The organism is Psychrobacter sp. TWP2-1-2 (assembly GCF_049896785.1).
Taxonomy (GTDB): Bacteria; Pseudomonadota; Gammaproteobacteria; order Pseudomonadales; family Moraxellaceae; genus Psychrobacter.
In genome coordinates this window covers 85,316-98,841 of the sequence record NZ_JAFCVA010000004.1, presented here as the reverse complement: position 1 = coordinate 98,841, position 13,526 = coordinate 85,316, and the positions used below count along the sequence as shown (strand labels likewise).

10 protein-coding genes are annotated in these 13,526 nt (G+C 44.4%); 7 read left to right on the top strand and 3 right to left on the bottom strand.

Annotation, left to right across the window (positions count from 1 at the left end; all coding sequences use genetic code 11):
* Positions 1-218: 218 nt before the first annotated feature.
* From ACP7AE_RS05340 to ACP7AE_RS05325, 4 genes are all read left to right on the top strand, one after another.
* Positions 219-1,271 carry an ABC transporter substrate-binding protein gene (locus tag ACP7AE_RS05340; RefSeq protein ID WP_060490786.1) on the top strand — a complete coding sequence of 351 codons (1,053 nt, stop codon included), beginning with the start codon at positions 219-221 and terminating at the stop codon, positions 1,269-1,271.
* A 146-nt stretch (positions 1,272-1,417) separates the two neighbouring features.
* Positions 1,418-2,458: an ABC transporter substrate-binding protein gene (locus ACP7AE_RS05335; protein WP_109590281.1), complete on the top strand. Its 1,041-nt coding sequence runs from the start codon at positions 1,418-1,420 to the stop codon at positions 2,456-2,458.
* Positions 2,459-2,888: 430 nt separating this feature from the next.
* Entirely contained in the window at positions 2,889-3,788 is a 900-nt protein-coding gene (locus ACP7AE_RS05330; RefSeq protein ID WP_183620874.1) for an ABC transporter permease, read from the top strand.
* Positions 3,789-3,819: 31 nt separating this feature from the next.
* Positions 3,820-4,614 (top strand): ABC transporter ATP-binding protein, encoded by a 795-nt coding sequence (locus ACP7AE_RS05325; protein ID WP_045446787.1) that lies wholly within the window; start codon positions 3,820-3,822, stop codon positions 4,612-4,614.
* A 120-nt stretch (positions 4,615-4,734) separates the two neighbouring features.
* On the opposite strand, the gene ACP7AE_RS05320 is transcribed toward ACP7AE_RS05325, so the two are convergent.
* The 3 genes from ACP7AE_RS05320 to ACP7AE_RS05310 all read right to left on the bottom strand — a co-directional run bounded on the left by ACP7AE_RS05320 (position 4,735) and on the right by ACP7AE_RS05310 (position 8,325).
* Positions 4,735-5,412, bottom strand: a complete 678-nt coding sequence (locus ACP7AE_RS05320) for a hypothetical protein (RefSeq protein ID WP_201538909.1) — start codon at positions 5,410-5,412, stop codon at positions 4,735-4,737.
* A 93-nt stretch (positions 5,413-5,505) separates the two neighbouring features.
* Positions 5,506-6,183, bottom strand: coding sequence for a response regulator transcription factor (locus ACP7AE_RS05315; protein WP_426241784.1), 678 nt, complete (start codon positions 6,181-6,183; stop codon positions 5,506-5,508).
* 36 nt (positions 6,184-6,219) lie between these two features.
* Entirely contained in the window at positions 6,220-8,325 is a 2,106-nt protein-coding gene (locus tag ACP7AE_RS05310) for a PhnD/SsuA/transferrin family substrate-binding protein (protein WP_426241782.1), read from the bottom strand.
* A gap of 254 nt (positions 8,326-8,579) precedes the next feature.
* On the opposite strand from ACP7AE_RS05310, the gene ACP7AE_RS05305 reads away from it, so the two are divergent.
* The 3 genes from ACP7AE_RS05305 to ACP7AE_RS05295 all read left to right on the top strand — a co-directional run bounded on the left by ACP7AE_RS05305 (position 8,580) and on the right by ACP7AE_RS05295 (position 13,500).
* Positions 8,580-9,956 (top strand): cytochrome c, encoded by a 1,377-nt coding sequence (locus ACP7AE_RS05305; protein WP_426241780.1) that lies wholly within the window; start codon positions 8,580-8,582, stop codon positions 9,954-9,956.
* Positions 9,956-10,924, top strand: coding sequence for a c-type cytochrome (locus ACP7AE_RS05300; RefSeq protein ID WP_201538905.1), 969 nt, complete (start codon positions 9,956-9,958; stop codon positions 10,922-10,924). The genes ACP7AE_RS05305 and ACP7AE_RS05300 overlap by 1 nt, the downstream gene beginning before the upstream one ends.
* Before the next feature lie 203 nt (positions 10,925-11,127).
* On the top strand, positions 11,128-13,500 hold the full coding sequence (locus ACP7AE_RS05295) for an FdhF/YdeP family oxidoreductase (RefSeq protein WP_426241778.1): 2,373 nt from the start codon (positions 11,128-11,130) through the stop codon (positions 13,498-13,500).
* The last annotated feature ends 26 nt before the right edge of the window (positions 13,501-13,526 follow it).

The following is a 13,526-nucleotide window of genomic DNA, read 5'->3' as shown; positions in this document are numbered from 1 at the left end:
TATATAGAAGATAATATCGATGAATATTAACTCAGCACGTTCTTTATAGAAGTAATGACAAACGCGTTTTAATTTCTTATTGCCATAAGTTACATTACTGTCATAATATGGACGTAATGATCAATGGATTGATTACTTTGATGTTAGCCCGTTATCTCAGCATGCACATAACATTGACTCGGGTAACCTGCACTCTCTAACCTATGAGCCCCAATAAAATGACCTTTGCTACTACTTTACGCTTCAGCCTATTCGGTGCTGCTATGAGCGCCGCGCTTGGATTAATTGGCTGCTCAAACACGACCGACACTGCTGCAACGACAGATACCAGCGCCGCCGCAGATTCTGACAAGCCTGCCAAGACATTAGCCATCACTCAAATCGTCGAACATCCATCATTAGATGCGATGCGCCGCGGCATTATTGATGAGTTGGCAGATAATGGCTATGTTGAAGGCCAAAATCTAACCATTAATTTTCAAAGTGCTCAGGGCAATACAGCGACAGCAGGTCAGATTGCTAAGCAGTTTGCAGGAGACAATCCAGATGCCATCGTGGCAATCTCGACGCCATCAGCTCAGTCTATCGTTGCGTCAACTAAGACGGTTCCAGTTATTTATACGGCTATCTCAGACCCTGTCGCGGCAAAGCTCATTAACGAGAACAATACGCCTATCCAATCTAATGTGACAGGACTGTCTAGTGAGCTACCTATCGAGCCGCAACTAGACAATATTCAAAAAATTGCGCCTAATGCAAAAACCATTGGCTATGTTTATAGTCCAGGTGAAGTCAATTCGGTGGTGGTACTCAATCAACTTAAAAAAGCTGCGCCTGCGCGTGGGCTTAAGATATTAGACGTCACCGCCAATCGCCCAACGGATGTGGCGATGGCGACTCGTAGCCTTGCTGGTCGTGTTGATGTGATTTATACCTCACTAGATAACAATGTGGTATCCGCCTTTGAAGCGATGGCAGGTGCTGCCAACGAGCTTGATATTCCTGTCATTGCCTCGGACGAGTTCAGTGTGCGACGTGGTGCGACTGCGGCGCTTGGTGTCAATGATTATGACTTTGGTCGTACCACAGGCAAAATGGTGTATCGTGTGTTAAATGGCGAAGCAGTTAGCAGTATTAAGCCTGAAGTGATGAATACTTTAACCTTATATGCAAGCCCGAAACATGCGGCTGAGCAAGGCGTCAGTCTGACTGATGAGCTGCTAAAAAATGCCATTAATGTCGACAAACAAGCGCAGAGTGCGGATAAATAATACGGATAAATAGTTTTGACAAGTAGCACTGAAAAATAACATTTAGCCTTCTATACAGATAACTGCTTTACCCTTTATCCATCTATACCTTTTATCTATAAATTAAATAATGTACGGACACATTATTATTTTCAGGAGTGAGACCCATGTTGTATCAAAATCGTTTTGGTCATTTTAACTTTAGTAAAGCACTATTATTAGGTGGTGTTTGTACGGCCATCTTAACTGGCTGTAATCAATCAGCACAAGATACCAGCACCACTGATACAGCTGCTACTGGCGATGCAGCCACAGCGATGAAGACCGTCGCTATTACGGCTATCGTCGAACATCCAGCGCTTGATGACGTCCGTAAGGGCGTTATCGACGAGCTTAATGAAGCAGGCTTTAAGGATGGTGAAAACTTAACGGTTAATTTCCAAAGCGCACAGGGTAACACTGCCACTGCTGGACAGATTGCTAAGCAATTCGTCGCAGATAATTCAGACGTTATCGTTGCGATTGGTACTCCATCAGCGCAGTCAGTAGCTGCTGCTACGAGCAGTATCCCTTTAGTATTCTCAGCAGTTACTGACCCAGTTGCCGCCAAACTAGTGACAAAACTAGATGGCTCTGGCACCAATGTCACTGGCGGCTCTGATGCCCTGCCTTATGAGCCACAAATTGAGCTGATGCGTCAAATCATTCCTAGTCTAAAAAATGTCGGCTACGTTTATAGCCCAGGCGAAGTCAACTCAACGATTATATTGAAAAACTTAAAAGAAAAACTGACACCACTAGGTATCAATGTACTCGAAGCGCCTGCCCAGCGTAGTACTGATATTGCGATGGCAGCACGTAGCCTCGAAGGTAAGGTCGATATGATCTATACCTCAACCGATAATAACGTCGTATCGGCTTACGAATCACTATATCAAGTCGCCAAAGAGAGCAAAATTCCACTGATTGCGTCTGACACTAGCTCAGTTGAGCGTGGTGCCGTTGCTGCATTGGGCGTGAATTACTACGAGCTCGGTCGCGAAACAGGCAAAATCGTGGTACGTATTTTAAATGGTGAAAAAGCAGGCGCTATTCCTGTCTACACCCCGCAAATGTTGGATCTATACGTTAGTCCAAAGCATGCCAAAGAAGAAGGCATTACTTTGTCACAAGCGGTTATCGATAAAGCAAAAGAAGTGGTAGAATAACGCACTTTTATAGCTAGCTCATTACAGCTATCATAAGGTAGATACCGAGTTTGATGGATTTGGTGTCAGCCTTCATCTACCGTTATGCGATGAGGCTAAATGTTTAACATCAGAAACCCAGCTATGAATCAGTAGGCTGGGCTTCTTACTTAAACCACATTGATTAAATATAAAGTATTTGCGTCGTTTATAAATTTGCCCTTTTTTTAATCAAAGCTTTGAACCTAGGTAGCTTATGATAGCTGTTGATCGTGACATGTTTTGGTTTACCCTAACCGCAGATTGTTTAATCTGTTAAATTCACCGCTTAGTCGTTTAGCTAAAATTGACGTATAGATGAGACAGCGCTGATCTATCTCACGCACTCATTCTATGAATCGATATTAGAACGTTAGTTGCTAAACGCTTGGTTATGACTTACTGATCTCTTATGTCTTTAATTGCTTTTTTTGGTGCACTTGAAAGCGGTCTGATTTATGGCCTAGTGGCGCTTGGCGTCCTAATCTCATTTCGTACCCTCGACTTTCCGGATTTGACCGCTGACGGTAGCTTTCCGTTAGGTGGCGCCGTCGCTGGTATTTCTATCATTGCCGGTATCAATCCTTGGCTTGCTTGTGCCTTTGGTATGCTAGCAGGGTCAGTTGCCGGTATTGTCACCGCATGGCTACACGTCAAACTGGGCATTTTGCAGCTGCTTGCCAGTATCCTTGTGATGGTTGCCTTATATTCTGTCAATCTACGGATTATGGGTGCGCCAAACTTGCCGCTATTGGGTGAAACCACGGTCTTTAGTACCTTGGTCCATGATGGCAATGGTTACTGGATGCGCTGTCTAATCATAGGTGTTGTCGTGCTACTGGCCATGTTATTTTTAAACTGGTTTTATAGTACCGAAACGGGTTTATCGATGCGTGCAACTGGTTCAAACTTACGTATGGCACAGGCGCAAGGTATCAACACCTCGTGGATGACCATCATTGGTATGGCGATTTCCAACGGTTTGATTGCTCTAGCGGGTGCGCTGTTTGTGCAGACGCAAGGTGGCGCAGATATCTCCATCGGTATCGGTACCATTGTCATTGGTTTGGCAGCGGTCATCATCGGTGAGACTATTATTCCTGCCAAGCGGATTTGGCTGATTACCTTTGCTGTGGTTGTCGGTGCGGTATTGTACAAGCTGTTTATTCAGGTTGCCCTATCGAGCGATACGCTACGTAGTATTGGTTTTGGTCCGCAGGATTTAAACTTGATTACAGCGCTGCTCGTGGTATTGGCCTTGGTATTGCCCAAAGCTAAAAATAAATTTTTAAGTCGTAAAGTTCGGGCTTAATGTCAATGTGCAACCATAAGGAATAATTATTATGATGCAAGCTACAGATTTGCGGTTGACCTTTAATCCTGGAACGCCCATTGAAAACCCTGCCCTACGCGGTATCAATCTGAATATCGCTGATGGCGAGTTTGTGACTGTTATCGGTACCAATGGCGCGGGTAAATCGACCTTTTTAAATGCGGTCAGTGGCACCACGCGCGTCGATAGCGGTTCAATCTTATTAAATGGCATCGATGTCACCAAAAAAACCGCGCACCAACGCGCTCATTGGGTGGCTCGTGTCTTCCAAGACCCGATGGCGGGAACTTGTGAGGCGCTAACCATCGAAGAAAACATGGCGCTTGCCTATAAGCGCGGCGGCAAACGTGGTTTAAGCTTTGCGCTCAATCAAAATAACCGTGACTTATTTCGCGAGAAACTGTCAGTATTAAAACTGGGTCTAGAGAATCGTTTAACCGACCGTATGGGCCTGTTATCCGGTGGTCAACGTCAAGCTGTTAGCCTATTGATGGCGTCATTACAGCCCTCCAAAATTTTATTGCTTGATGAGCACACTGCTGCCCTCGACCCTAAGACTGCTGCTTTCGTTTTAGAATTGACCGATAAAATTGTAACGGACAATCAGCTTACAACGATGATGGTCACGCACTCAATGCAGCAGGCATTAGCGCATGGCACCAGAACGGTGATGTTACATCAAGGACAAGTGGTATTAGATGTGGCTGGCGATAAACGTCAAGGCATGACTGTACATGACTTACTTGATATGTTTGAGCAAACTCGCGGTGAAAAAGTCGAAGATGATAGCTTGATATTGAGCTAGTTTACAAAGGTAGAATGAGTCAAAAAACGCCCACGCTTAATGTAAGCATGGGCATTTTTTCGATAAGATATGTTTTCTAGCTAATCTCTATAGCCAAAATCATAAAATATTATTTTTGAGTTATTTGCTCATATTAAGACCTTTGGTAAAACCATACATATCTATTACTTTTGCCTTAGGGTATCTCAACCCTGATGACTCACCAGTTGTAAAATCCAGTATTTTCAATTTATCCGCTAGGCTATCAACTTCATATTGGTTATCTAAATAAAACTGATGGATATTTCTTAAAGCATTTTTATTGCACACTGAATACCCACATTTACTGGTAGAGATAGAGCTAAAAGCATCTTTAAAATACCTATCAAAAGCAGGTACAAAACCAAAAACACCCAGTAAAATTTTGGTAATCAGTGTTAAGTGGGCATTGTTACCATGAATCAGTCGCTCTTTGCATTGTTTATATATCTCTAAAATGATATCCATATTCTGTTCATTGTAATTATCGACATCAATATCCCAAATAGATTTATCTTGTTCGGCTATATATTCGATCAAAGGTTCAAAGTATTTAATGCTATGACCTAATAGGAAGCTTGAACCTCTCATCATGCCCCAGCTTGCTAGGTAAAAACCTAAAACTAGACAGCTTTTTTCCATATCTTCTCGTAATTGCTGTGAAGAGGTTTTTTTGAAGTATCCATAACAATAATCAAATGAAGCATATCTATCATCAGGACAGTGTTTAACTGAGAACTGGTGAACAGTTTCAGCAACATCGCTTTGAAAATATGACACAAATTATTCCTTTTATCTTTTTAAAGTATATTTAGTGAACCGATAATATAGCTTGTGTAGGTAAACTATCTATGTCTACTCACGTGCATACAACTAAATCCCAAGCATAACCAACTTTTGAATCAACTCACTGACATGTTGTGACTGCATTTTTTTCATCACTTGTGAACGATGCACCTCTACCGTACGGACGGAAACGTCTAAATGATCAGCGATATTTTTATTCAAATTACCTTCTAACAATTCATTGGCAACCTGCTTTTCTTTATCGGTCAGCTGCGCATAGAGCTTTTTAATATCATAAAGCGTGGCGCGTTTTAGAGTGAGGTTTTGCGCACATGCAAGCGCTTCTTGTAGCCGGCGGCTATTAATCGGTTTTTCCAGATAATCAGCCGCACCTTGCTTCAGCATATTGATAGCATCAGCAATCTCGCCATTTCCCGTTAGCGCTATCAATGCCATAGGGCTGTCCTGTTGACTAAGATGCACTTGTAGCGCTTGACCACTCATCTCTGGCATCATCAAATCACTCACAATCACTGCTGGACGACAAATATTAACTTGTTGCAAAAACGTCAGCGCACTTGCCCACACTTTGGTCGATAGCCCTAAGCTGCTAATCAAAAAATCACAGGACATGCGCACACTTTCTTCGTCATCAATGATATGAATAATAAGCGATTCTGGCGTAATGCCTGATAAATCGTCAGACAGATGACTGTTTTCATCTTGCCAGCACGTAGGCTCATTTGAGAGTTGATTAGACGTCATATGTGACCTTATGGCTAAATACATTATTGATATTCATTAGAGTTTTTCGTCGTTATTCGCTAAAGATAATGGCAGATAAAAAGATATTTGTGCGCCCACCATGTTTGACAGCTGATAGTTAACATTGATTTGTAGCAGCTGAATCTTACCATTTAAGCTACGTTTAAAGCGGTGCTGCTCGCTGCTCATTACTTGGTAAAATTGCTCAATTTCACGTGCGGCATCAATATTATTTAGCTGCATCATACCGCCCAGCGACTTGCATAAGCGCTGACATATCATCAGTCCTAATCCTAGACCGCCTGCTTTCGTTGATTGAGTAGCATACTGACTGGGTAGGTTCTCTGGTAGGTGCTGTGCTTTAAGCTGGGCTTGATCAAAGCCGCCAGCATCATCGCTTAGATGCAATACCAGCCATTGCTTGCCATCATGTTCCTCTGCCTGACAGCGGAGCATGATATTGGTCGCCCCTTGCTGCGCAGCATTGGTCATGCTATTTATCAGTAATTGATCTAATAGCAAATTTGGCAAGGTTAAATGCTGATAATTACTTGCCAGCCAAAAATTGACACCTACTGCTTGCTCACCCAATAATAAAATGCACTGTTGATAGATAGCTGCGATATCGACACGAGTTTCCTTCGCTTGCGACCGTCCAGCCCAGCGGCGAATATTAGTCACTACAGCAGCGACACGTTCTGTTTCATTGACAATCTGCTGTAGAGCATTCTCTGTTGCCGCATTATCAAGTGGCGCTATGTCGATAGCATTTTTAGACAAACTTGTATGTTGACTGCGTATCAATAACCCTTGCGCATAATTTTGAATGGTTGCCAGCGGCTGATTTATTTCATGAGCGATAGCACCGCTCATCTCACCGATGACCGCAAAGCGCTCTGATTGGTGTAACTGCTGATCATAATCACGGATTAGCCTATTTTGCCGCACTATCTTTTTTTGCCGCCGCCATGCCAGCCAGCTCATCCAAGCATAATTTACTGTCGATATCAGGATAACCAAAATAATCACAGCCATCCATAATCGATGCGCCTTTATCCAGTCGATCATATGCGCGCTCAGCTGCTTTTGGGCGGGATGACGATTCATCTCATAAAGAATGCGCTCAGCATCGCTACTTGATTCTGCTGGCAACCAGCGCTGCTCTAATTGACTCTTGCCAAATAGATTTTGATTGATCTGGCGCACCAAAGCATCTGGCGCTTGCTCGGTCGCTGCCAATGTCCAATTTGGGTATATTTTCGTTGAAGAGTGGCAGCTGGATACAGTGGCGACTGGATGAATGAGACGGTATTGCTTGTCATTGATTTGACCGCGCCTTGCCATCTCTTCCATCAAACAAAGCGGTGTAATGGCAGCGTCTACCTTGCCGCGAGCCAAGGCATGCAAAGTGCGCTCTATCGGATAACCGACAAACTGTGTTTGATAGTGATTTGGCGTGATGCCATTTTGCTGTAATAAATGCGCGCCCAATAAATAACCGCCAAATGCGTCAGTGTCGACGGCAGCAATATGACGTTGCTCTAAATCCTGCAAACGATAAATATCACTGTCGGCAGCGACCCATAAAGCACTGGCGACCTCTTCCATCGCACTCGGCTGTTTTAATGGCGTATATTCATTTAGCTTATTAAATTCATTGACGAGGGTGACTGTCGTCGATAGCTGATTTTGCGATTGTTGCCCATTAACACCCTCAGCATCAAATCCTTGATTGCTAAAAATTTTATCACGAGAACTTTTATCACGAGCGTTTTGCGCATTGCTATTTAATTGAGCCGTCTCTGTTTGTAAGGTAGCCAGCCAGCGCCACCTGATGGTATTCATTTTTATAAACTGTACTTGCGGGCCAAGCACTAGCGCAAACTGCTGTGCTTCTATTTGCTGTTGCCAATTCTCCAGCGCCAAAGGTACCAATATCACGGTGTCATCTGATAACTGATCATTAAGCTCGTCAAGCCACGGCTGCCAGCGATTTTGTGCGGCTGTTTCGCCTTGCGGTGCCAGCACACCCAAATAGTAGGTCTGGGCGGTGGCATTAGATAGCATCAACCAAGCAGCCGATGCAACAACGGTAATAAAACAAGCCTTTAAGATAGTCCAAATTTTAGACTTTTTATGCATACACCTAGCCTTATATTTGACCTACCAAACGTACATTATAAGTAAAAACCTTAATTATAATGTGGTTTTCCACAATATCACAATATTACCCGCTACCCTATACTATATGACAGTCGTGTAACTTTTAATTCGCTGAGCTTAAATCACAAATATTCGATTTCAATTTTGATTTCAATAAGAATGATTAATACACCTCATGAAATATGGGTGATGAATTATAAGCTTAGTAAAAATATCTTATGGAGGGCGGGCTTATGAAAAAATGGCCACTGATTATAATAATAGCAGCCGTCATCGGGCTGGTGGTTGCCTTTATTATTGGGCAATTACTGCCAAATATGCGCACCAACAGTAGCGATATCGAGGTCAATATCACTGATCCTGCTCTCATCAAGCAGGGCGAATATATCGCGCGCACTGCTGACTGTGTCGCGTGTCATACCACGCTCAATGGCGAGACTTATGCCGGCGGTCTGCCTATGCTAACGCCACTTGGGGCAATTTATTCGACCAATATCACACCCGATCAAGAAACTGGCATCGGCAACTATAGTTTCGATGACTTTAAAAACGCCGTGAAGCATGGGGTACGCAGTGATAATAAAGCCTTATACCCTGCTATGCCGTACCCCTCTTACCAGCTCATGCCAGACGAAGACTTAGCCGCGATGTACGCCTTTTTTATGTCCGATGTTAAAGCCGTCAAGCAATCCAATCTAAAAAGCGAGCTCCCTCCGATAGCAAACTGGCGCTGGCCCTTGGCATACTGGCAAGTCTTATTTGATCGCAAGCGTGACTTTATCCCTGAGACAGACGACGCCCTATTGACTCGTGGTCAATACTTAGTCGAAGGTCCTGGGCACTGCGGCTCTTGTCACACTGGGCGCGGTATTGGCTTTCAAGAAATCGCTCTAAGTAATGCAGATTCTAACAAGTATTTGAGCGGTGCCATCATCGATGGTTGGCGCGCCAAAAGTATCCGCGGTGAGCATCGCGGACTTGGCACTTGGACGGTTGCAGAATTAAATGACTTCTTCAAAACTGGTCGTACTGATACCACTGCTGCCTTTGGTGCCATGGCCGAAGTGGTTGAGCATAGCACCCAGTATATGACCGACTACGACATCAACGCCATGTCATCTTATCTAAAAACATTAACGCCAGCACCAAACAAAGAAGCCACACTGCCTGCGAAAAAAGACCTCACTACGCAAAAATTACTAGATGGCGACTATGATTCACGCGGTTCGATTTTGTACGCCGAATATTGCCAAATTTGTCACCGTGTCGATGGTAAAGGAGTCGCGCGTATTTTCCCAGCGCTTGATGGCAATAGTGCGGTTTATTCTAACAATGCCGATTCGGTCTTACAGATTACCTTAAGCGGTGGTCGTATGCCTGAAACCCCACATGACCGTATGGCGTTTACTATGCCTGAATTCAGTAATCTTAGCGATGCAGATGTGGCAGAAGTGGTCAATTATGTCCGCAATAGCTGGACCAACCAAGCGCCTGAAATCGATGTCGATGACGTGGTAAAAATGCGGGCTTTCCTCGCTAAAAAACCAAAAACCAGTACGGATATTGCCCCAGACTTAAGTATTGATGCGCAAACAAAAGGAGCAGAATAATGAAAAGATCTCCACTCAACTTGCCTACTATTGCTAGCGTTATCTCTCAAAAAATTAATATAAGCAACTTAACCACTGCTATCCTTACTGCTTCAGCGCTTAGTATCGCCGCTATCAGTAGTGGTTGCTCTCAGCCCGAGCCTATCGAGCAGAATGCGCCTGAGTACGGCTTAGTCACTGCTAATGATGCCAACGAAGATATCGGCACTTATGTGCTGCCGCAAGATACGGCTATCTTGGATGAACCAAATGCTGATGAGATATTTTATGGTAAGCGCTTATTAAACGAAACCAAGCGCTTACTGCCAGAGCATGTGGGCGCGCAAATGAACTGTAACAGCTGCCATATCTCACAAGGTAAAATTCCACTTGGCGACCCGTACATCAATAGTTATAACTTCTATCCGCGCGTGATGCCACGATCTGGTAAGGAAGTCGATTTAACCAAACGTATTAATGGCTGCTTCCAGCGCTCAATGAATGGCAAACCGTTGAAACCTGAATCCCCTGAAATGCTGGCAATGTTGGCTTATATGAAGTGGCTATCGCAAAATACCCCAAAAGAGCAAAAAGTCGATATCCAAAATGCAGGTAAAGTGGATGAATCACTAATCCCAGATCCTGTCCGCGGCGAACAAATTTATAAAGCTCAATGTGCAACTTGTCATGGTGATAATGGCGAAGGCATCAAAGACAGTCGCGGCGATATCGTGTTCCCGCCACTATGGGGCGATGAATCCTTTAACATCGGTGCTGGTATGGCACGTACTTACAAGGCGGCGGCCTTTGTAAAATACAACATGCCGATGGGTATTCAGACCAAAGGCTTATGGGGTCACGGAAATGTGCTGAGCGATCAAGATGCCGTCGATGTGGCGCACTTCTTTACTCATCAGCCGCGCCCTGACTTTGCTGGTAAAGTCAATGATTGGCCAAATGGTAAAAAACCTAAAGACGCGCGTTACTGATATATTAAGAAGATGGCATTTATGAAGACATCATTCTATGCTCGCTTGTGAGTGAGCATAGACACGATAAACCTTAAAGGAAATACATTTTTCTTAAAGGTTTTTTTGTTACCTATAGTTAATGCTTCTACAAACTTCTCGCTCGTCACTATATAGTTGCTGTATATCAAAGTCCGCTACCGCCATTTACTATGAGGTCTGTCATGCGCAAAATTCCTGTCTACTCCCACCCTGCTGCCGGTTGGCCTGCGCTGATTTCCTCTACTCGTAAATTGATGGATTATCAGACTTTTTTACGTGGTGGTTTGAGTGTGTTAAAAAGCAATCAGCCCAAAGGCGGGTTTGATTGTCCAGGTTGCGCTTGGCCAGATCATAAGTCACATAAAGCCATTGATGTCTGTGAAAACGGCATCAAAGTCATCGCCAGTGAGACCATGACAAAAAAAGCCGATGCGCAGTTTTTTGCGCGACATAGCGTCACCGAGTTACAAGGCTGGTCGGGCTATGAGCTTGAGCATAGTGGTCGTTTATCAGAGCCTGTATATTATGATGCCGCGCAAGACCGCTATCTACCGATCTCTTGGGAAGCCGCTTATACATGTATCGCTGAGCAATTAGGACAGCTTGATTCGCCAGATCAGGCGCTATTTTATACCTCTGGCCGGGTGACCAACGAGCCCGCCTTTATGTATCAGCTGTTTGTGCGCTGTTTTGGCACCAATAATTTACCAGATTGCTCCAATATGTGTCACGAACCAACGTCGGTAATGCTCGGTAGACAGTTGGGTATTGGCAAAGCGACCGTGAAATTGGAAGACTTTGAGCAAGCCAAACTGATATTGATGTTTGGACAAAATCCTGCGACCAATCATCCGCGCATGCTTGAAATGCTTGCTCATGCTCACGAGCAAGGCTGTCGAATCCTCTCAATCAACCCTATGCGCGAACAAGGCTTACGTAAATTTAGAAATCCGCAAAAGCCCACGCATATGGCAGCTGGTCAAAGTGATGAGATGGTCGATGAGGTCATTCAAATTCAGATCGGCGGCGATGCAGCACTATTAACAGGTATCGCTAAGTGGCTGACTAAAAACAATAAAATCAATCAAAGCTTTATGGATGAGCATACCTCAGGATATGAGGCACTCGACGCATGGCTGCGCCAACAATCATGGCCGGATGTAGAATGCGGGTCTGGTATCAGTAAAGAGGAAATCATTAATATAGCAAAACTGGTAGCGGCGAGTCCTGCGACCATTTGCACCTGGGGCATGGGCATCACTCAGCACGTCCAAGGCGATGACAATGTAGCGATGATTACCAACCTATTATTATTGATGGGGATGATTGGTATTGATGGCGCAGGCGCGTCTCCCGTTCGTGGTCACTCTAACGTACAGGGCGACCGCACCATGGGCATCCATGAGCGCCCTGCACAAAAGCTACTCGACAGCCTTGAGCGTGTGTTTGAACGTCCGATGCCACAAGAAAATGGCTTTGATGTGGTCTCTGGTGCGAAAGCATTGATTGCCGGTAAGCTAAAAGTATTTATGAGTATGGGCGGTAATTATGCCGTGGCAGCACCTGATACCAGTGCGATTCAACACGCTTTAACCACCACTCAGCTCAATATTTTTGTCGGTACTAAACTTAATGAAACTATGCTGTATCCGGGCGCGAACAATCTTATTTTGCCTTGCTTAGGTCGTACCGAACGTATTATTACTGCCAAAGGTGAGCAATTTGCCACTATCGAAGATTCCATGTGTCAGATTGTACCCACTCGAGGCAACCTGAAACCTGTCAGCGGTACGTTAAAGTCTGAAGCACAAATTGTGGCAGATATCGCCACTCACGTGCTTGGTGCTGATTCGTCCATTCCTTGGCAAGCAATGAGTGAAGACTTTGACATCGTTCGTGATTATATCGCCCAAGCGATTGACGGTTTTGAAGACTTTAATCAGCGTATTCGCGCAACAGAGCGTGGCTTTCATTTGTACCATTCTGCGCGTCATCGTGTATGGAATACTGATAGTGGCAAAGCGCAATTTGAAGTACCACAATACCCTATCACCTACGTCGCAGCACAAATGGCAGAGACCTCCTTAGCCTTTCATCATGACAAAAAACCCAATGATAAGACTAATAATGCGCCAAACAATGAACAAAAAATTTGGCAATTGACCAGTGTCCGTAGCCATGACCAATTTAATACCATGATTTTCGGATTTGAAGATCGCTATCGCCAAACCAATCGCCGTGATGTGTTGTTTATGCACCCAGATGAGATGACTCGTTTGGGTTGGCAAGCAGGTGACCGAGTAATCGTATCCCGTCATGCCATCTCAAATGGTTCAAATAACACAGACGGTACCGTTCAGCCACGCGCGCTAGGGCCGTTAGTATTGACTGAGATGGATATCGCCGCTAACGCTGTCGCAACTTATTATCCTGAATGTAATGATTTATTTGATTTAGACACGCATGCACCAGACTCTCACATACCAGCGTATAAATCGACGACCGTTGTTTTGCAACGCGTTGAGGCAAATACTGGTACGACCGATCATGCATAGTCAGCAACGGGCGAATCACTGAATGA